Source organism: Pelotomaculum isophthalicicum JI (assembly GCF_029478095.1).
In the GTDB taxonomy this organism is placed as follows: Bacteria; Bacillota; Desulfotomaculia; order Desulfotomaculales; family Pelotomaculaceae; genus Pelotomaculum_D; species Pelotomaculum_D isophthalicicum.
Genome location: NZ_JAKOAV010000030.1, coordinates 1 through 19,762 on the forward strand (window position 1 = coordinate 1; position 19,762 = coordinate 19,762).

The 19,762-nt window shown below is 52.1% G+C and carries 15 protein-coding genes and 1 tRNA gene; 2 read left to right on the forward strand and 14 right to left on the reverse strand.

Translation table 11 applies throughout. From position 1 onward, the window contains the following. Positions 1–462: 462 nt before the first annotated feature. The 11 genes from L7E55_RS13715 to tadA all read right to left on the reverse strand — a co-directional run bounded on the left by L7E55_RS13715 (position 463) and on the right by tadA (position 15,227). Positions 463–642 carry a hypothetical protein gene (locus tag L7E55_RS13715; RefSeq protein WP_277444861.1) on the reverse strand — a complete coding sequence of 60 codons (180 nt, stop codon included), beginning with the start codon at positions 640–642 and terminating at the stop codon, positions 463–465. A 227-nt stretch (positions 643–869) separates the two neighbouring features. Beyond that, on the reverse strand, positions 870–4,151 hold the full coding sequence (locus L7E55_RS13720; RefSeq protein ID WP_277444862.1) for an AfsR/SARP family transcriptional regulator: 3,282 nt from the start codon (positions 4,149–4,151) through the stop codon (positions 870–872). Between the two features lie 177 nt (positions 4,152–4,328). Beyond that, on the reverse strand, positions 4,329–5,489 hold the full coding sequence (locus tag L7E55_RS13725) for a copper amine oxidase N-terminal domain-containing protein (protein ID WP_277444890.1): 1,161 nt from the start codon (positions 5,487–5,489) through the stop codon (positions 4,329–4,331). Between the two features lie 249 nt (positions 5,490–5,738). After that, complete coding sequence (locus L7E55_RS13730; protein ID WP_277444863.1) at positions 5,739–6,866, reverse strand: copper amine oxidase N-terminal domain-containing protein; 1,128 nt, start codon at positions 6,864–6,866, stop codon at positions 5,739–5,741. A 143-nt stretch (positions 6,867–7,009) separates the two neighbouring features. Further along, positions 7,010–7,537 (reverse strand): ATP-binding protein, encoded by a 528-nt coding sequence (locus L7E55_RS13735; protein ID WP_277444864.1) that lies wholly within the window; start codon positions 7,535–7,537, stop codon positions 7,010–7,012. Positions 7,538–7,907: 370 nt separating this feature from the next. Beyond that, positions 7,908–9,539, reverse strand: a complete 1,632-nt coding sequence (locus L7E55_RS13740) for a PP2C family protein-serine/threonine phosphatase (protein ID WP_277444865.1) — start codon at positions 9,537–9,539, stop codon at positions 7,908–7,910. Continuing rightward, positions 9,532–9,903 (reverse strand): STAS domain-containing protein, encoded by a 372-nt coding sequence (locus tag L7E55_RS13745; protein WP_277444866.1) that lies wholly within the window; start codon positions 9,901–9,903, stop codon positions 9,532–9,534. The genes L7E55_RS13740 and L7E55_RS13745 overlap by 8 nt, the downstream gene beginning before the upstream one ends. Positions 9,904–10,200: 297 nt before the next feature. Then, the gene (locus tag L7E55_RS13750; protein WP_277444867.1) at positions 10,201–13,650 is read right to left on the reverse strand and encodes an S-layer homology domain-containing protein; all 3,450 of its coding nucleotides are present in this window, start codon (positions 13,648–13,650) and stop codon (positions 10,201–10,203) included. 111 nt (positions 13,651–13,761) lie between these two features. Continuing rightward, the gene (locus L7E55_RS13755) at positions 13,762–14,184 is read right to left on the reverse strand and encodes an ATP-binding protein (RefSeq protein ID WP_277444868.1); all 423 of its coding nucleotides are present in this window, start codon (positions 14,182–14,184) and stop codon (positions 13,762–13,764) included. 490 nt (positions 14,185–14,674) lie between these two features. Continuing rightward, positions 14,675–14,768, reverse strand: a tRNA-Ser gene (locus L7E55_RS13760). Continuing rightward, the gene (tadA, locus tag L7E55_RS13765) at positions 14,721–15,227 is read right to left on the reverse strand and encodes a tRNA adenosine(34) deaminase TadA (RefSeq protein ID WP_420852050.1); all 507 of its coding nucleotides are present in this window, start codon (positions 15,225–15,227) and stop codon (positions 14,721–14,723) included. Before tadA ends, L7E55_RS13760 begins: the two co-directional genes overlap by 48 nt. 246 nt (positions 15,228–15,473) lie before the next feature. On the opposite strand from tadA, the gene L7E55_RS13770 reads away from it, so the two are divergent. Both L7E55_RS13770 and L7E55_RS13775 read left to right on the forward strand, forming a co-directional pair. Then, the gene (locus L7E55_RS13770) at positions 15,474–15,671 is read left to right on the forward strand and encodes a YjfB family protein (RefSeq protein ID WP_277444869.1); all 198 of its coding nucleotides are present in this window, start codon (positions 15,474–15,476) and stop codon (positions 15,669–15,671) included. A 230-nt stretch (positions 15,672–15,901) separates the two neighbouring features. Then, complete coding sequence (locus L7E55_RS13775) at positions 15,902–16,513, forward strand: PilZ domain-containing protein (protein WP_277444870.1); 612 nt, start codon at positions 15,902–15,904, stop codon at positions 16,511–16,513. A 96-nt stretch (positions 16,514–16,609) separates the two neighbouring features. Here the strand turns inward: L7E55_RS13775 and L7E55_RS13780 are convergent, their stop codons facing one another. From L7E55_RS13780 to L7E55_RS13790, 3 genes are all read right to left on the reverse strand, one after another. Then, positions 16,610–17,134, reverse strand: coding sequence for a DUF6125 family protein (locus L7E55_RS13780; protein ID WP_277444871.1), 525 nt, complete (start codon positions 17,132–17,134; stop codon positions 16,610–16,612). A gap of 243 nt (positions 17,135–17,377) precedes the next feature. Continuing rightward, positions 17,378–18,103 carry an acetate--CoA ligase family protein gene (locus tag L7E55_RS13785; protein ID WP_277444872.1) on the reverse strand — a complete coding sequence of 242 codons (726 nt, stop codon included), beginning with the start codon at positions 18,101–18,103 and terminating at the stop codon, positions 17,378–17,380. Beyond that, on the reverse strand, positions 18,093–19,544 hold the full coding sequence (locus L7E55_RS13790; RefSeq protein ID WP_277444874.1) for an acetate--CoA ligase family protein: 1,452 nt from the start codon (positions 19,542–19,544) through the stop codon (positions 18,093–18,095). The genes L7E55_RS13785 and L7E55_RS13790 overlap by 11 nt, the downstream gene beginning before the upstream one ends. Positions 19,545–19,762: the final 218 nt, after the last annotated feature.

Genomic DNA, 19,762 nt, shown 5'->3' on the forward strand with positions numbered 1-19,762 from the left:
TTTGATTACAGCCTGGTACTTCTCCTCAAGCCCTTCGGACCTCACCTCGCGGTGAGCGCCCTGCCCTCTGGGTATTACCCAGCCCCCAAGGCATTACCCCCGGGTTTGGATATGAGCCCCCTAGTCCGGGACTCAGTGGGACTTTAACCCACCTGACAGCTACGCTGCCATGCGCACACTACGGGCTCATCTGTCACCCGGCACCACGTATTCCCTTCCTTGCATTTCTGCTTGTCTGGGCTTACCTGCTATCAGCAGGATGGTGCCGGGTTTCCCCGGTTAAGTCTGCTTGCCTGAACTTGAACACATCCGTCCTAACCTCTCAGGTTATCCAGCTTTTGGGCTTTCCCACTCTGTGCAAGGTTACCCACCTGAGTAGCCATCTCCGGTTCGCTTGCGCTATGTTCCAAGTTCCCCCTTCGACGCACCAATAGACCCCACTGTTACCAGTGACGCCCTTGTCTACGGGTTGTCTTCCCGCTGGTTAGGTGACAAGGTTTCTTTCAACCCCTCGGCTCGGCAGACATGCCGGGCGAACATAGACAGGCTGTTCCGGAAGAAACAGCCTGCTTTAGTTAAAAGTAATGGAGTGTGGGCCTGGATATATTTTCCCAGTTCCCCGTGAATGGTGATGGCGGCCACGCATAACGTCGCCCGGTTGCCATCGCGGCTGTGCAGAACAACATTTTGTTCGCGTCATGCCGCCGCCGCACCCGCGGGGAGGCCGTCAGTTCACGCGGGACGGCCACAGGAGTCGGGTGCCTTAACGAAATGGTGCCGGGAAAGGGCATATGGATAGTCGCATAAGCCGGATATTGTTTTACGTTTTACGGATAGTATTCGCCGTTTTCTACTTCGCCAACGAGGCTTTAGCTTTTCTTTAAAGACTGGCGGTAAAGTTGTGTGATTTCCTCGCCCGGCTCGGCCCCCATCACTTTTTGCAGCAGGCGCCGGTAGCGCAGAAACTGCCGGCTGGCCGCCGAATGATGTCCCTGCGACAAAAGAAGGCGGATAACCTCCCGCTGGCCGTCTTCGTGAAAAGGCTCGCGCTCTACCAGTTCCCGCCACAATTCCAGGGCTTCCTCCGGCCTGCCCGCTTCCTCGGAATACCTGGCCAGCGACCACAATATTTTTAGATACTGCTGCCGCAATCTTTCCCTGGCCGGAACCGGCCAGCTTTCATAAATGTCCTCGGTCAGCAAATCCCCCCGGTAGAGTTGCCTGGCCTCTCTCAGGCAGGTTACCGCCATATCGGGAGCAGTTGCCTCCTTGCTGAAGGCAAGGGTACAGGCCCGGCTGAACACATCTACATCCACCTCTTCCACCAGCCCCGGCTCCAGGTAAATCACTCCATCGCGGCTGACAACGTATTCGATATCCCGGCCCAACCCGGCACTAAGCGTTTTTCGCAGCGTATGCAGTGTAACGTAATAAGCATTAGAGGCCTTTTCCGCCGGAAGATCCGGCCACAGAAGCTCCATCACCACATCCCTAGGTACCTTTTGCCCAAGGTGCAGGGCCAGGAATTTGAGCAGGGTTTTACCCTTGCGCCGCGTCCAGCGCCGGTCGTCCAGCAGTTCTTCTCCCCGGTAAACCCGGAAGGCGCCCAGGCAGCATATGCGCAGGCGCGGCGGCGGGTCCAGATCTGCCGGCGTTTTGGAAGCATCCTGCCGGTTGCCGTTTTCAGCAACCGGCGGGGCCGCCGGCCCCGGGGCCGGACGCCGAGAAGAAGGGTTATTTTTTCCCGCCGGCCGGGACATTTCCGCGTCTGCGTAGTTTGCCTGCTCCAGGATCAGCCGGCACGGTTTCCTCTCCCTGTCCGGCAGGGAGGGAAAACGGTTTAGATGTGCGAGGCATTGCTTCAAAAGAACCGGGTCCGGCTTGCCGCTCAAAAGAAATTGTCCGTAAAAACGCCACAAGCCGGCCAAAGCCAGGTGATAGGGGTCTTCCCGGGCGCGGAAAACGTTGTTTGCTTTCTCCAGCATTTTCAAACCGTCCCACAGGCTTTCCCCGCCGGCCTCTATCCAGGCGGCGGCCAGATTCAACCCCGCCATCGCCTCCTGCCACCCATCGCTCATCCCTCTGGCCAGTTCCAGTGCATTGTGCGCCTCTTCGATGGCCCGGCCCGTTTCACCTTGTTGACGGAAAAAAGCACTCTGACCCAGCGCCAGGAGAAAGCCGGCCTCCAGGGAAGGTCCCAGACGGCCCAATTCACCGGCCGCCTGCCGGAAAAGGAGTCCGGCGCGACTGTGGTCCGGGCCGGCCAGCAGCCCGAGCGCCTCAGCCTCCCCCAACTGTGCCAGCAAACTGGTCAGGGAGCTGTTTCCCTCCTCTGTGACAGCTTGCCGGGCAAGCTCAAACCGCCTGACCGCCTCTGCAGGTTTTCCAAGGTAAAGGAGCACCCTGCCGCCCAGCAGATGACAGCGTGCCGCAAGCGCAAAATCTCCGTGCGCCCGTGCAATCACGTCCACCCGGCCTACCAGGCTCGCAGCTTCTTGAAAAAGCCCCCGGCGGCAACAGTAGAAGGAAGCCCGGTCCAGGAGCGCCTCCCCTTCCGCCGCAGTCTCGCCGGACGAACGGTAATGGCCGGCCGCCTCTTCAAAAAACCGGCGCGCCTGCTCCACTTCCCCGGCCCGGGCCGACCAGATCGCCAGGTAGTGTAACACCGTTCCCCGGAGCCGGGAATCACCGGCTTCCACCTCGCCCAGGGCCTGGCGGTGTACCGCCCGGGCATTTCCGTGCTCCCCCAGGGCGGTAAAAGCTGTTCCCTGCACACAGAGAGCTCTGGTCAGGCCGGCGGCATCACCGGCCTGGCCGCAGGCACCGGCGGCACGGCGCAGCCAGCGCAGGCCTTCACGGTACTTTCCGGCCTGGACACAGGCTTCCCCGAAATGCAGGACGATTTCCGGAAAGGAATCCGTTACCTTGCCGGGCAGCGCTTCCAGCCAGGTGGACAGGGTATTCAGCCGGTTCTGCCGCAAAAGCGTGGGAGCCGCCCGCTGCAGGAGCAGTCCGGCCGGGCCGAAATCCCCGGCCGCCACCAGGCAGGGAAAGGCTTCTTCCGGTTTTTCCCGTGCCAGGTAGTAATCAGCCGCCTGGCGCTCAACCTCCCGGTAGGCCTGAACGTCTTCTTTAAGCCGGTTCAACAGGTACTCCCTGAACAGGTTGTGGTAACGCAGCCCGCCGGGTACCCGCTCCGCCGGCAATCCTCTGCCGGCCAGGTACGCCACCATGGCGGAGCCGTCCCGGCGGTGGAAAACGTTGTTGAAAAGCTCACCGTCCCATTCCCGGAAAACCGCCGTTCTAAGCAGAACCTCCCTGATCTCCGGCGGTTCACCTTCCAGAATCTCATTCATAATATCTTCGAACAGGTAGAGCCGCCCCTTGTCCTGCCCCAACAGGCCGGAAGTGTCCCCCGTTTTGCCGCCGGCCGCCAGGGCCCGGGCGGCCAATTGCAGTCCGATGGGCCACCCCGCCAGTTCCCGCCAGATCTGTTCCACGGCTGCCCGGGATAAAGCCGGGCCGTGTTGCCCGGCGAAAATACGCTCCGCCTCTTCCAGGGTAAAACGCAACTCCTCCTGGCCCAGTTCCGCCGCCCGCCCGGCAGCGGCCAACGCGGGCATGGTCCTGAGAGGGACATGGTTCCGGCTTAGCAGAATAAACTGAACCTGCGGCGGGAAGAGACGAATCAGATTGTCCAGGATAGCTCTTGTTTCATCGCTGCCCAAAACGTGGTGGCAGTCTTCCAGCACCACCGCCAGCCGCCGGCCCGCCAGCTGTTCTTCCAGAATATCCGACACTGCATCCAGAAGCCTGCCTCGGTCGGGCCAGTGGAGCTGGGGCAGAATTCCTTCCCGTTCCAGTTCGGCGCCGAAGGAAGGAAACCGGCGGGTCAGGCCCCGCAGGATCAGCTGTAGAAACACCGTGCCGTCACTGTCGCCGGCATCCAGGTTTAGCCAGAGAGAGGGCAAGCGGTTTTGCTTCAGGAATCCGCAGGCCAGGGTGCTCTTGCCGTATCCGGCCCCCGCCGCCAGACAGGTGAGCCGCCTGGCCGGCTCATCTGCCAGCAGGGCCAAAAGCCGCTCCCGGGGGAAATAGTGATACGGCAACTCGGGGGGCTGGAATTTGCTTTTAGGAAAGGTTGTCAGCATAGGTTAGACTTCCCTTCGCAAGCTGTCGAATAACTGAGTATTCTCTCAAAAAGACCGGTAATCCTCTTTCACAAAGAAAGGACCCGGGGTAACTTTCCGGCCGGGTCCTTTCTTAATCCTCTTTGGATGTGATAACAACTGCTAAACAAGCCTTAAGAAATTACCTCTTTATGAAAATCACCGCCCGAACAGGGACTTTTGCAGCATATCGTATCTCATCCTTTCATTCCAATACCTGTCAACATCTTTTAACGTCATATCATCTGAATCCGGGCCGCTGGTTTCCTTCACGGTTTCCTGGCCGGCAGTACTGTCCGGCTGGGCTGTCGGGCTTGAACTGTTCCCCTTATCCAGGAAGAAATAATGCTTGCCAAAGACCACCTTGCCTGTGGCACTGTCATAAGAAACCTTTTCTCCCAGTGCCTCCGAGGCAAACCGCAGAGGCACAAAAGTTTTGTCACCGTTGATGAACGGCGCCGCCTCAAGCTGTCGCGGTTGTCCGTTGAAAAAGGCTACTTTATTGTCGATTTGGAGTATTACTTTGTTCTGTCCTTTCGATGCAAGGATGGTTTGGGTTGCGCCATCCCATTGAACTTCCGCCCCCAGGGCTTCGAAAAGGTCCCTCAAAGGGACAAAAGTACGGTCGTTAACTACCATTGGCTTCTGATTAAAGGTTATTTCAGTCAACTGCGCCGCGGGTTCAGTGTTGCCGCCCGGCCACTGTCGGGGCGCCGCAGGGGGAGAAGTTACGGCCGGTGTTTGGACAGGCGTGGACGGCGTCGCCGGGACAGACGGCGTAACCGGCGCAGATGGCGCTGTGATCACAGGCGGCGCGGAGGCGACCTTCGCCGGCGCCCCTTTCAGCCTATAAAGGGTGAAGTTTACGTAACGATCGTCGTTAACTAATGGAATATCGTCGATGTACAGGGCGAAATAACCCAGAGTCAGAGTCTTCAGGATATAAAAATGGCCTGCTTCGATTTCCTGTTTCCCGTTATAGGCCAGTAACAGCGGGGTGATTTGCAGTACCTCCCGCCCGGCTGGCTTATCCAAAGCACCAACGTCCATAAAGCCAAAGCCGCCGTCATCGCCTTCGCGATAAGTCAGGCTCGGATAATTGTAGCCATAAAATCTAAAGAGCTCATCGACATTATGGTCAACAGAAGTGTTTCTTTGCAAGTCCCAAAAGTTGTTTAATTGAAGGCCGTATTCCTGAGCCTCACCCAGCTCAATGGAGAGAGGCGAAACCGCTGCCGGGGCAGGCTGTGCTCCGCCCGCAAGGGTTATACAAAAGACAGCCAGGGAAAGAATTAACACCGTTGTCAGCCATGTTCGCATTTTGATCACCTTACCCTTCCAAAAAATAGAACATCTTACAGCTAAAAGTTTGCTGTCGCTCGCCCAAGTCTAAAGAAAGCGATGTGACGGCCGCCTGCAAAGGTGACTTGGCGGCAAATAATAAAATGCAAATTGAGGTTAGAAACAAAAACCAATTTTACAATAACCTACATTGCACATAGTTCACCACTTTTCATGCTTTTTCAAAGAAGGCCACTGAAGAGTAAGTGGCCCTCCATATTACCTTTTTCAGCGTCCGAACAAGGACTTTTGCAGCGCATCGTATCTCAGCCTGTTATTCCAATATTTGTTGATTTCCCCTCTAAGATCTTCGCCTTCTGAACTGTTGCTTTCCGTCACGGTTTCCTGCCCTGCGGTATTGTCCACCTGCTCTGTTGTTTTAGCACTGTTTTCCTGACCCAGGTAGAAATAACGGTTGCCGAAGACCACTTTACCTGTGGCGCTGTCGTAAGAGACTTTTTCTCCCAGTGCTTCCGAGGCAAACCGGAGAGGCACGTAGGTTTTCTCATTATTTATGAACGGCGCCGCCTCAAGCTGTCGCGGTTGTTCGTTGACCCAGGCTACTTTATTGTCGATTTGCAACGATATTTTGTTTTGCCCTTTCGTTGCCAGGACGGTCCGGGTAGCGCTATCCCACTTAACATCAGCCCTCAGGGCTTCAAAAAGGTCGCGCAAAGGCACAAAGGTACGGTCGTTAACTACCATCGGTTTTTGATTAAAAGTGATTTCAGTCAGCTGCGCCGCTGGTTCAGTGTTGCCGCCGGGCCATGGCCGGGGCGCCGCAGGGGAAGAGGTTACCTCCGGTGTTTGGGGTGGCGTGACAGGCATGGCCGGCACGGACGGCGCAGCTGGTGCAACGGGTGCGGAGGCGACAAATGACGGAGCCCCTTTCAGCTTGTAAAAGGTGAAATTCAAATAAGGTACGTCTTTTACAACCTGTGCGCTGTCGGCATACAGGGCAAAATAACCGAGGGTAAGGGTCTTAAGGATATACAGATGACCTTCGCTGATGTCCTGCGTGTCCTGGTAAACTGTGATCTCCGGGGAAACCTGCAGCGTCTGATCTCCGGCGGGTTTATCAAGACTGCCGGCGTCCACAAAACCGCCGCCTTGTCCACCTTTATAAACAAGGCGTGGATGCAGGTTTCCGTAGATTGCAAAGCACTCACTGGTAGTTTCGGCTCCAGTTATATTTTTTTTCAGGTCCCAAAAATTATTGTAATCCCCACCAACACTATATTCATGGGGTTCACCCAGTTCCACAGACAGAACTGATGCACGGGCAGGATGCATGCCTGCAGTGAAAAAGATACAAAAAACAGCTAAGAAAAGTACCCAAAGTTTTGTATTAAACATAATTTTCAGCCCGCCTTTCCAAAATTCTTAATGATTTAAATTCTTACCTGTGACATTTCAACAGATATCTTAAATGCAGGTCCCCTCCGCTTGCGATATTAATTATTTCAGCCGAAAAAAGTTCCAAAGCCCGGAGTACCAGCCTACCGGCGAGTGAACTCAATGGTCAGACGAAGCATGTTCCCGTCGGGCAGGCGCCGGACCTCCACCTTGTTCACCAGGTTCCGGATCAGGAATAGCCCCCAACCCCTGGGTGCTTCATCTCCTTCAATCTTATTTTGCATAGAAGGAGCCGGGACAGGGAAGGTAAAAGGCGGGCCGGCGTCGGCTATGTCCACTTCCAGGGAGCCGGGACCGGTCCGGAAACTCAGCTTTACCGGCAAGCGGGAGTCATAACCGTGGGCGTGCTCCATGGCGTTGAGGCAGGCTTCGCTTACGGCGGTGGCCAGATTCATGGCCGCTTCATTACCCGCGCCCTCAAGGCGCGCCAGTTCCGCCGCCACCGTCATCGCCACCTTTTCATAACCTCGTATGGATGGAATTTGTAATTCAACAGTTGGCTTCGCCATGGTAACCACATCCCTTTTAAGCACACCTTTTAAATTTACACAGCGCCGGCATTGACCAGATTGGCTCCGCTCCGGATCCAGCCGGAGTAAGAACTTGTACACATCCCCCCCCGTATCCGAGGTGAGGGGACATACCTTCTGTGTTATCTTAATTCCTTACTTTTTAACATTCTCGCGAAGGAATGTCCCCAATTTAGTGACCCTGTTACATGGAGTGTACCGGGGGGATCTTACAGAAATCTTACAGAAAACGGGTAGCCTGTGCGTTTCGTGAAAATTTTTTTAAAAAATTCTTCCCAAAAATTTAAAGCTAAATTATCCATCCGGTTTACCTAATCTAACCGTTTGATGCCGAAAAAAACCTGTTCTCATTAAAGAAAACAGGCGGTGCGGCCGGCCCTGTGCGAAAGAAAGGCGGCCATGGCCGGCGGGGAGATCACGGCGGCTCCTAAAAACGGGAACTTTTGTCCGGTTACCTTAACCGGCGCACCACCAGCAGGGTGAGGTCGTCCTCCTGTTCGCCGCCGGTAAAACGGGACACCTCGTCTATAACAGATAATATGAAGGCTTCACCGGTGGAGCCGCTGGAAAAACGAAAAGCGTCTAAAAAGCGCGGGAAACCGTAAAGTTCACCGGTTACGTTTCGTGCCTCGACGATTCCGTCCGTATAAAAGGCCATTCCGCCGCCGGGGGGAATGGCCAGGGTTGTTTCCCTGTAGGAAACTCCACTCGCCAATCCCAGCGGCAGCGCCCCCGTATCAACCAATTCCGGGCCTGTGCCGTCCGGAAGAAACCGGACCGGACTTAAATGCCCGGCGCTGGCCAGGGTGCAGATTCCGGCTGCGGGGTCGAACACGGCGTAAAGGGCGGTGATAAACATCCCCCCGGACACAGTGCCGCAGATGAGGTCGTTCACCCTGCCTAAAACCTTTGCGGGACTTTCTTCCCGGGGCGCTTCAGCCCGCAGCAGGCCGATCACCGCCGCCATCAGCAGGGCCGCCGGCATACCCTTTCCCGCCGCGTCACCCACGGCCAGCCCGAAACGGCCGCCCGCCAGGGGTATGTGGTCGTAAAAGTCGCCCCCCACCTGCCTGGCGGACAGCGATCTCCCGGCAACCTCCCAGCCCGGCCAAAACGGAAACTCTTTCGGCAGCAGTTCCGCCTGCACGGAGCGGGCCAGCGCCAGTTCGCGGTCCACTTCCCGGTAAGTCAAGGCCGCCTGCCGCTGCAACCGGTTAAAGGCCACCACCAGGTCCCCTACCTCATCCAGCGACGTCACCGCCAGCGTCTGGTGCAGGCCGGGCCGTATTCCCCGGGTTATTTGCTCCAGCTTCCCGGTCACCAGGACAATGTCACGAGCCGTATCGGAAGCGGTTATAACGCCGACAACGACACAGAAAGCAGCAATCAATACGGTAAGGATTAAAAACAGGCCTATGGGCAAGGGTTTTCCTTCCAGCGGGAAAAACAGGTAGGAATATAAAAAGGTGGACGCCGCAATAACCACAATGGATATGATTGTGATCAGCAGGCGGCTTCTTATGGCCAGGCGCTTGCCTTCGTCCGGCGCGAGGCCCGTGGTTTTTTCCAGGAACTCCCGCAGCGGCCTCCGGGCGAAAGCGAAGAAAAGCAGGGCCAGCGAGACGGTGAGGGTCAGCTCGAAGGCGGCGGCCTGGAATGTCGCCAGCCACCAGTTGGCCGGGATATCTCCCTTATAAAAGAAGAACCACTCGGAAAAGTGAAAAATCAGAATGAGCCCTATCCCGCAAAGGGCAAGGAAAACGAGCATGTCCAAGGGGTAATTAAAAGCCGCCCTCCTGGCCTTGGCGACCAGTTGGCGCGCCGGCTCCCTTCCCTCCTCAAAGCAGTCGAGGGTATCCAGCACCGGTCTCAAATAGGCTGCCGAAAGGGCGTACAGGGCCAGTACCACAAATAAGCACTGCCCGGACACCACGGGGAGATAAAAAGCAACCTGCTGCTTAAAAGTAACGCCCTGGATAAACTGGTTGCCCAGGGTTATCACCGCAAAAGCCACGGCCCCCATACAGGCGGCGAGGCGCCAGATCCGCCCTTTGAGCCTGCGGGACGCCGGTTGCTTAAGCATCTCTTTCCCCTTCGCCGTTTTCCGGCGCCAACACGGTACGCGCGGCGTCCTCGCCGTCAAAAACCGTTATATAGTCGTTGAGGCCGACCATGTGAAAAATCTTGCGGTAATGAGCGGAAAGGTTGACGGCGCCCACCGGGCAACCGGATGCGCGGCAGCGGCGCACCAGGCCGATGAGCAAAGCCAGGCCCGCGCTGTTGACATAGTCTACCCCGGCGAAATCCAGCACAACCGGGGCGGTTTGCCCGTCCGGCGGCAGCATCTTTTTGAATTCCTCTTTGCCTTCACTGGTTATATCGCCGCTGAGGCGCAAAAACGTCATCCCTTCTTTCCACTCAGACCGGGAATAGAATTTTTTCTTCACACCTGTCCCTCCTGCGTCCGGCCGCACGGCTGCCTGCCCCCGGGCATCTCTCCGTCAATACGCCGCGGGTTTTAACCATCAATCTTAAAATAACCGGAGTTTGACTAAATAAAAATATTCCACCCGCCCCGGAAAAACCCTGCAAGTCTTTGGAATTCGGACCGGAACGGCAATAAAAAATTTTAATAAAGACCTGTATCTCTTTCAACAGTAAAGGAACCGGGTTGTTTTTTGCCCGGTTCCTCTGTTATTTTGCCGTTTATATACCTTTTTGCAGCCGGAAAAAATCCGGGGTTGTTATTTTAATGCATTCATAATCGCCGTGACTGCTTCCGCTCTTGTGCTGTTGCCTTCAGGTTTGAAGGTATTATCGGGGTATCCTTTCATGATGCCCTTTTTAGCGGCCGTGGCAACAGCGCTTCTGGCCCAGGCTGAAATCTTGTTGCCGTCCTCGAAAGAAATACCTTCGGAAACTATGGCAAGTTTCTCAGCTTTTACGATCATCACGGCCATCTGCTCACGGGTGATCAGGTCGTCCGGACCAAATGTTTCGTTATCGTAGCCGTTTACAATTCCATTTGATGCTGCTGTCGCAATATAATCCCTGGCCCAATGCCGAGCGGTATCCGCAAAGATTTTCCCGTTTTGAGGCGCGAGTTTTAACGCTTTAACCAGGACGGTGGCAAACTCGGCCCGGGTGATTGTATTGTCCGGTTTGAAGGTTCCGTCAGGATAGCCGGTTACGGCGCCGCGGGCTACCAAGCCCTCAATTTCATTTTGCGCCCAGTGGCCGGCAATGTCTGAAAAAGCAACGGTTGGCGCTTCACTGCCCTTTTCGACGGCCAGTACCGCGAACTTCGTGAAGTGATTGACATCACCGCTCACCTTGCCGGATGCAAGGTCGATTTTTATATTGTCAAGTTTGGTCCACTTGCCTGTCTCAGGATTGAGCCAGAAGATGCCGATGTCGTATTTGGCGGTGTCTAATTTAGACTTGTCAAAGGGTAAGGTGATTGTAACCGCCTTACTGAAGTCACCGGCTTTGTCCTTGGTGATTTCAAAGACATCGCTGATCAGCCTGGTGTTCTTCGCAAATGACAGGCTGGCGGTATTGGCCACCTTTTCAACGGTCACCTTGATGTCACCTGTTACTGCACCGGCCGGAACAACGATGGTAGCGTCATTGGAGGTAACGGTTCCGCCGCTTGTTGCCGTAACAGTGGTTGAACTGCTTACTGGTGGCACACCGCCACCGCCACCGCCGCCGCCACCGGCCGAGGTCTGCGTGTAGGTGACGAATTTAGTAAAGTGTTTGGTCCAGATTACCAGGTCTGAACCAACGTCAATTTTACCATCTCCTCCTGCGGGAAGCGCGTCGCCGGCAGCCTGCGTATCGGAACTTAGAACCGCAGTTATTTTATTAAAGGCTCCTCCCCGGTAGTAACCCGCGTCCTTGCCCGCCTGGCCGGGAATAAGTATCCGCACCGCCTTGCTGAACGTCAGGGGAACGTCACCAAATCCCACTTCAATTACAGTATTAACTGTCGCGGTTTTCCCGGCGTCAGCCGTTACCGCTACACTGTTGTTGGGCTTGACCGTAGGCACATTTATCGTTCCGTCCCAGTTATCGGCTGCGTCCGCAGTAACCGTGGTTCCTGCCGGTATAGCCACCTGGACAGGATTAGCGTTAACGGAAGTGTTGGCCTGTATGGTTATGTTCGGCAAAGCGCTGGTAGTCACTTTACCGGCTACAGGCGCATTTAGCAAGCCTACCACGTTTATGGTTGCGTCTGTGACATTGTTCGGGATAGCTAACGTAGTGGCAGGAGTAGTGCTGGTTATGGAAAGGTTTTTATTGTTGCTGTCAACCGAAACCGTTGGAGAAGTAACCTTTACCGGGCCATTGTTCGTTACCGCCTGTCCCGCGAAGGTTGCAAGAACACCACCGTCGGCTGCTACCACTGTGCCCGCAGTATATCCTATTGTGATTACGTCACCATGATAAATTGGGTTGGCAAGCGTCAGCTCTATTTTTTGGGGATCAGCGTTCAGTGCAGCGGCTGTCACCGCATCCGGCGTCCCTCCGACTGTAACTGTAAACTGTGCGTGTTTGCCTGCCGGGTCTGCCATTGCCTTGTTAAAGGTCAGTATTATTTTGTTGCCTGCGTTGTTTGTTGCGGCAGAGGTGACTACAGGCGCGCCGGCTTCTGCCTTGCCGATAAAAACGCGGTGGTCGGAATAATGAAAACCGCTGAACTCCATCGTCTTCCCGCCGGCTACATCGGTCACTATAGCATTGGTTACGGCTTCCTTGTTATTGCCGTTTCCATCCCCGATTTGTGCGGCCAACTGGTTATTAGAGGTGATACCCCAGTCCTGGAGCAGGGCCTCAGGCAGAAATACCTTGAAATAGCCTTCCTCCCCGCTAACCCCGTTGATATAAACGTAAAGTTGCGTTCCTGAAACCATGACGGGCGCATTAAACGACGACGCGTTAGTGGAGATAGACATGCCCCGGTACGAAACAGGCATATTATACGGTGCTTGGTTAGCATCATACGCGATGGCCATTTGTACACCCAGGTGCACGGGAGTTCCATCCGGGAATTTAAAGGACATTCCCTTCACGCGGATAGTAGTGACCCCGTCCTGACCGGTTTCCCAGCTTTGAACATACCCGGCTCCGAGGAGAATGTAAGGGGTATGGCCGTTGTTGTTGATAGTGACCGTAAATTCTGTGTTTGAGTCGTACGATCCTCCACTAATGTCGTCATTCCCGTTTCTCCTCAATTTTAGATTAGCCAGTCTGGAATTGGAATCGTAAGTTAAATTAGCTGTTATATCGTTTAATGCCTCGCCATTAGCATATACTGAGCCGGAAACTGACGGCACATCGCCATCAGGTGGTAGCCCGCCGCCACCAGCTTGTGCTGCTCCGATGGGCATCACCCATATTTGAGTTGTTGTTGGTAAGTTGTTGGACTCAACATTTATAGAGTTGCTATTTTTTACTGAGTATGTGAAACCACCTACACTTTTCTGGTCAGTTAAGAAATAATTCAACCCTGCTTGGCTCCACCAATGTATAGGAATAACAACCTTCGGTTGAAGGTCTTGAATAGCATAAACTACGTCCTGGGTGCTAAGATTTTCCATTTGTGGACCACCATATTCAGGTGGAACAGGACCCATGGGGCCGCCAATTGGAACAAATAAAATATCGGGTGTTCCTAAGGCTTGCTTCTCCGCCGCTGTAAATCTGTTATTGTCAGAACCAGTGCCGTCTCCAAGATGCACAATCCGTAATCCGTCTACATTGAAGACAAAGGCTGCGTCATCCCCGGCGCCGTAAAAGTGCGGAAGGTAAACATCATTAATTACAGTATCATTAACCACCTGATTTATACTGTTAAAGGTGTTATAGCTATCAAAAAGAGGGCTTATTCCATTTAATACCAGGGGTCTCCCATACACCCACGCTGCTGTTGAATTATTATGGTCTGAATGTTGGTGACTAACTGTAACTACGTTAGGATATATGGGGCCGGGATCGACGCCAAGGTTTCCGAAATCTCCAAGATGTGGAGGGTCCATCAAAATTTTCGTTCCGGCATCAGTGGTCATCAGTACCTGGGAGTGGCCGAAGTATTGAATAGTGAAAGCTGAAGCCGGGGTGGCCATGGGCAGCAGAAGGCTGGCCGTTAAAGTCAGAATTAAAATTATTGAAAGTTTCCTTTTCCTTTGCATAAGAATCTCCTTCTTCCCTAGTAACTGAGTTTGTTTAAGGGCCTTCATTACCATGCAATGCTTTTAACCAGGCATTATCCGGGCACGGTGGTACCGGCTTTTACCCCTCGCTCACCGGACGGGGAACTCCATGGTCAGGCGTAGAAGATTGCCGTCGGGCAGGCGCCGGACCTCCACCTTGTTCACCAGGTTTTGGATCAGGAACAGCCCCCAACCCCTGGGTGATTCATTTCCCTCAATCTTATTTTGCATGGAAGGAGCCGGGACAGGGAAGATAAAAGGCGGGCCCGCGTCGGCTATGTCCACTTCCAGATAGCCGGGACCGGTCCGGAAAGTCAGCTTCACCGGCAGGCGGGAGTCATAACCGTGGGCGTGCTCCATGGCGTTGAGGCAGGCTTCGCTTACGGCGGTGGCCAGTTGCAGGGCCGCTTCATCACCCGCGCCTGCAAGGCGGGCCAGTTCCGCCGCCGCCATCGCCACCTTTTCGTAACCTGGTATGGATGGAATTTGTAATTCAACAGTTGGCTTCGCCATGGTAACCACATCCCTTTTTAAGCACACCTTTTAAATTTACCCGACGCCGGTATTGACCGGGTTGGCTCCCCCCGCTTGGGATCCGGCCGGAGTAAGAACTTGTACACATCCCCCCCCGTATCCGATGTGAGGGGACATACCTTCCACGCACCTTGAATTTCTTGTTTTTTACATTCTCGCGAAGGAATGTCCCCAATTTAGCGACCCTGATACATGGAGTGTACCGGGGGGATCTTACAGAAATCTTACAGAAAACGTCCAGCCGGCATGTTCACGAAAAAATTTTTTTAAAAAATTTTTTACAAAATTACAACCACATCATTCATCCGTTAAAACCGAAAATAACTGGACTTTGTTTAAATAAAAATATTCCACCTGCCCTGGAAAAACCATGCAAGTAATATTGTCAGCTACCTCTCACTTTGGCCCTCTGAAATGACAAAGGGGTTATCGCCGATAAAAGCGATAACCCCTTGTCTTACAAGAATTTTGGCGGAGAGAGTGGGATTCGAACCCACGAGGCGGCTCATCACCGCCTACTCGATTTCGAGTCGAGCGCCTTCGACCAACTCGGCCATCTCTCCGGATACTTTTTTCTCCCTCAATTCTTTAAAGAAGCGCTGTATAATATCCCGGCATTCTTCTTCCAGGACTCCCGCTAAAACTTCAACCTGGTGGTTGAAGCGTGGTTGTCTCACCACATCAATTACCGAATCAACCGCGCCGGCTTTTGGATCAGCCACACCATAAACCAGCGTTTTCACCCTGAATTGCACCAGGGCTCCGGCGCACATGGGGCATGGTTCGAGAGTCGAGTAAATGACAGCGCCGTTCAACCGCCAGTCGCCGAGGTACCTTGCCGCCTCTTTCAGCGCCAGCATCTCCGCATGGGCGGAACTATCTTTTAAAGCCTCGCGCAAGTTATGACCCCGGCCGATAATTTCACCGTTAAGCACTACCACTGCGCCAACCGGCACCTCACCCACGGCATAAGCTTTTTCAGCTTCCGCCAGAGCTGCGCGCATGTAGCCGGCGTGATCCAACGGCACCTGCTCCTTCAAAAAATCATGATGAATTTTTATCTTCCACGACATCGACATTATAGCATAGTGTATGGCTGTTGACAACAACAGCGACTGTTATTTGACGTTGTCATTATATCGTTGCTGCTCACCCGTTTATTCCACGGTTTACTTATAGATTTGGCGTTAATTAAATATAATACCAAATTTAGTATTGAAGTCGGCAATAAAAAATGATAACATTATATTGTAAAAGGAGGGATTCCTGTGGATACTGACGCTGTCGGTACTGTAAAAGCTTATTTGGGTGTAAAGCAAGTAAAGCTGCAACAGGATGTACAGGTAAACATCCTGCGCCAAATTATGAATCAAGAAAAGCAGTCGGTCCAAGATCTTCTGGAGACTATGCCTCAGACTTCGCCGAATCCTCCTCATCTGGGTAATAATTTGGATCTATATGTTTAATAAACGGCAAGGCGCGCCTGCCGTTTATTATTCACCTCTTTTTCCCCAATTCCTTAAGCCGTTAAACTGTAAAATGTCTTCATTATATTCATACTATTATACCTCGTTGCGGCAAGCAGCCTCACGGCGTTTGCTTATTGATGCGGTAAGTTATCTAGGAATGGGTAAAGGTTTAATTAAGAAATATACTTAAAATTAACTGAAATTTTGTTAACGGAGGTAGAATAAAAATGGTTTCGGGGAAAGAGGTAATTACCGTTAAACAAGAAGTCTGGCTAAAGGTGCCTTATCAGCCGTCCTTTCCAGCCACAATCAATTATGTAGAAGAAGATATCTTCTGGACGAACCTGCCCAGAGGAGAAGGTCAGGTTCTATTATTGCAGGAAAAACAAACTGTTGAAATTGGTTTATCTCTGGCGGAAGGATTTTATAGCGCTGATTCTCATGTCGTAAAAATGGGTGAAGATCATAATAAATTTTATGGTTTCTCCATTCCGGAAAATTTCACGATGGCACAGGAGAGACAATTCCTGCGCGTGCCCTATGCGACAAACGTGTTGTTTGCCGCCGGCGGTCTTGTCGCCCAAACCGCTTTGGTAAATTTTTCGGCTGGCGGCGTAATGGTCTATCTTGTGCCGGAACTTGAGAAAATCCTGGCTTCGGGCAAAGAAATAACCATAAGTTTAAATATTGACAACATTGCTCTTAAACTACCGGTGTATTTTGCATGGAGAAAAAGCTACGACAACATACCGTTTGCCGGATTTGAGTTTCAAAATCTGGATACTCCTATGCAAGATACCATAGCCGACCTGGCTAAAAAATATTCGAAAAACAAATAGTGTTCTGTTCATCAGTTGTAACACTTTTTCCCCGCCTCAGCCAAAAGCCGCGCAGCCATTAGCGCGGCTTTTGTTCTCATCAATTATGGCGCTTTTTCATATTGAAAATTCCCACTCACAATTATATTCATCCGAGTGGTTGTTGTCCGGATGACAGGTAAGGCAACGAGTCTTGATACGGGAGTCAATGGTTTTCGCAAAACTGCTATATTCAAGAATACCCACCGGCTTGCATGGAAATTCCGGCATCTTCTTCCATTTCCTGGTCGCTTGAACCCGGCAGGTGGTCATTCTGAAAATCAATTTATTTTCGCTTAATTCAACAACTTCCTTTTTGTTGAGAAAAGAGTACTGCCTCAATTCCAGGGCTTTTACCAGGGCGGGCAAGCCTCCGTCCGGCGGGATTTTATGTAACTTCATGATCCTGGCGGCTTCTATCTGAGCAAATCTATCCCATGCCCGGGCATCCATTTCAACAGCCTCTTCCATGCCATACTTATTCTCCACACACTGGAACCAAACACCATCGTGCGCCAGCCAGCGTTTGGACATATCCTGCACCAGCGCTATTAATTCTTCTTTGCTAAACGATTCGAGCGTCTTCAAGCCATCCAGTTCCATCGAAAAAAAACCTCCGCTACAATGATCTAATTAATCAATATTATAACATCTGGCTGCCACTATTCAACGTAAAACAAATTTGATTTTCTAAACCTTTGAGTATACAACGCGGCTCATGTTCGGCCCCTATAATTGTTCGAGTTCTATCACCGATAAAAAAATTCCTTTTGCCATAATTAGTCACTTTCGTGTTTCCTGCTAATTATGCAAAAGGAGACAAATAAGGGAGATACGCGAGAAAATTTATTTATTGACAGTCGACACAGACGCCAGCTCACTTGATAACACTATGCGCGCGTCAACTATCGAATAATAATCAGGATAGGCTAATACCGGATTGAAATCCAATTCGCTAATTTCCGGCATTTCTTCGAGCAACTTACCGGCATGAATAATGAGATCCGCTAATGCCACAATGTCGCAGGGTTTATTCCGGCGAACCCCTTGCAGGATCTTAAATACCTTGGTCTCTCTAATCTGTCTCAATGCTTCTCCTCTGTCGAGCCGCGCCAACCTAAAGGATACATCCTGCAGCACTTCAATTAAAGTTCCACCGGCCCCAAACATGACCACCGGCCCGAATTGCGGATCCCTTAAACCGCCTACCGCTACTTCCACACCTTGAGGCATTGACTTTTGTACAAGCACTCCATATATCTCAGCGTCCGGGACCTTGCCACGGACATTTTCAAGCATGGTGCTGTACGCATTTTTAAATTGCTCCTCTGACTGAATACCGGTAACAACACCACCCGCGTCGGTTTTATGAATTACTTGCGGGGAAACCACCTTGACAACCACCGGGAACCCCATGGATCTGGCGGCGTCTATTCCATCTTCTACATTCGCGACAAAATTGAACTGTGGACAAGTTATTCCAAACTCACCGCAAACATAGTACGCTTCCGGTTCTAACAAGTGACTTCTTCCTGTCTTTAAAACATCTTTAACTAACTTTTTATAATCCATAATTTAACCTGCTTTTCCGCCACTCGCTATACCACACCATGTTCGCCATCACTGAAGCCGCTACATCAGGAAATTCCAAAGTAGGTATACCTCCACGCTCAAAAAGACGTCTTAGTTCAGCAACATGAGATCCGAACGTAAAAACGCTGAGCAACGGCTTCCTCTTTTCTTTGGGAAATGAATTATAAGCATTGAGGAAGTGCTCGACAAGTTTCTCATTGCTAAAAAAAGCTGGTGGAGTAATCAAATAGATCAGCCCGTCAACACCTTCATCCGCGAGAATTGTTTTTATAACCTCTTCATGCAGCTCTTCGGTGACGGACGCTGTCATATCCACATAGCCTTGAGGCTCATCAACAACGGCAGTGCGGGCTAGTGTTTCTTTTAAATGATTTTTGGCGTGATCTGACAGACTGGCCATTTCCACTACACCAGTGGCTAACAAAGCGTCTATGCAAATCGTTCCCGGCCCGCCAATAGCTGTGAGAACACATATCCTCTTTCCCCGTGGCAACGGCTGCTTGCCAAGGGCACAAATAGTATAGTAGAATTCCGCGACAGCAACGGTTCGAATGATTCCAGCCTGGCGGAATGCTCCATCATAAATCTTGTCGTTGCCGGCAACCGCTCCCGTGTGACTGCGCACCGCTCCGGATCCAAAGTCTGTTCGCCCACTTTTAAAGGCCACTATCGGTTTCGTTTGCGAAACCTTTTTGGCCACTTCTACAAAGCGTCTACCCTGCCTGATTCCTTCCAGGTACATGGCTATAACCTTGGTGTTTTTGTCTTCGCCAAAAAATTCTACAACCTCATCCATATCCACGTCGGCCATATTACCCACAGTAAGAAATTTACTGAGACCGAAAAGTTCCAGATCTTTTGCCCACATGAGAAACGAGGCGGCGAACGCGCCGCTTTGGGAAACGACAGAAACCTCGCTTTTAAGGTACGGCGGCAAATCAAATATAGTATTAACACCACTGTGTTGATCAGCGATTCCCAGGCAATTTGGTCCAATTACGCGTATACCGCGAGCTTGTAAAGGTTCCAGCATGGCCTTCTCTTTGGCCAGGCCATCCGCCGAACCCCCTTCGCCAAATCCAGCGGAGACAACCACTATACCGGCGACGTCTCCTTTTTCGTCCCACCGGCGGGCAATATCCTGCGCAATCCTAACACATTCATCAGCGCCGACAATCAGTACCACCAAGTCCAGCCGGCCGGGAATATCCAGGATGTTTTTATAGCATTTAAGGCCTTCGATTGTTGATTGTGTGGGATTAACCGGGTATATTAGTCCATCGAAGTCCATTGCTTTTGCGTTCCGGACGATTTGGTTGCCCGGCTTGCCGGGTCTGGGTGACGCCCCGACAATGGCAATGCTCTTGGCGTTGAACACGCCACTCAGACTGCCTTTAGTAACTTGTTTGGTAACTCTCATTATCGTTCCCTCTGATTTTTCGTTATCTAGCAATCCAGTTCGCTAAAAGGCTCAAATTGCAATCCCGGTAACGCCACGTAATAATGAAATAGCATTATAGTTAAATTTCACATAATATTTATACCTGGCAATTACAAGATATTTTAATGCAATTTTCATACCACTAACTGATGCGTTTCCGTTTTATTCTGACTTTTTTTCGCGGTAATTTTTACGTT

Bases quoted from the DNA above. Each gene is read 5' to 3' on its own strand.
- L7E55_RS13720 (WP_277444862.1), bottom strand. From the start codon at position 4,151: ATGCTGACAACCTTTCCTAAAAGCAAATTCCAGCCCCCCGAGTTGCCG.
- L7E55_RS13725 (WP_277444890.1), bottom strand. From the start codon at position 5,489: ATGCGAACATGGCTGACAACGGTGTTAATTCTTTCCCTGGCTGTCTTT.
- L7E55_RS13730 (WP_277444863.1), bottom strand. From the start codon at position 6,866: ATGTTTAATACAAAACTTTGGGTACTTTTCTTAGCTGTTTTTTGTATC.
- L7E55_RS13740 (WP_277444865.1), bottom strand. From the start codon at position 9,539: ATGCTTAAGCAACCGGCGTCCCGCAGGCTCAAAGGGCGGATCTGGCGC.
- L7E55_RS13750 (WP_277444867.1), bottom strand. From the start codon at position 13,650: ATGCAAAGGAAAAGGAAACTTTCAATAATTTTAATTCTGACTTTAACG.
- L7E55_RS13755 (WP_277444868.1), bottom strand. From the start codon at position 14,184: ATGGCGAAGCCAACTGTTGAATTACAAATTCCATCCATACCAGGTTAC.
- L7E55_RS13775 (WP_277444870.1), top strand. From the start codon at position 15,902: ATGGTTTCGGGGAAAGAGGTAATTACCGTTAAACAAGAAGTCTGGCTA.
- L7E55_RS13780 (WP_277444871.1), bottom strand. From the start codon at position 17,134: ATGGAACTGGATGGCTTGAAGACGCTCGAATCGTTTAGCAAAGAAGAA.
- L7E55_RS13785 (WP_277444872.1), bottom strand. From the start codon at position 18,103: ATGGATTATAAAAAGTTAGTTAAAGATGTTTTAAAGACAGGAAGAAGT.
- L7E55_RS13790 (WP_277444874.1), bottom strand. From the start codon at position 19,544: ATGAGAGTTACCAAACAAGTTACTAAAGGCAGTCTGAGTGGCGTGTTC.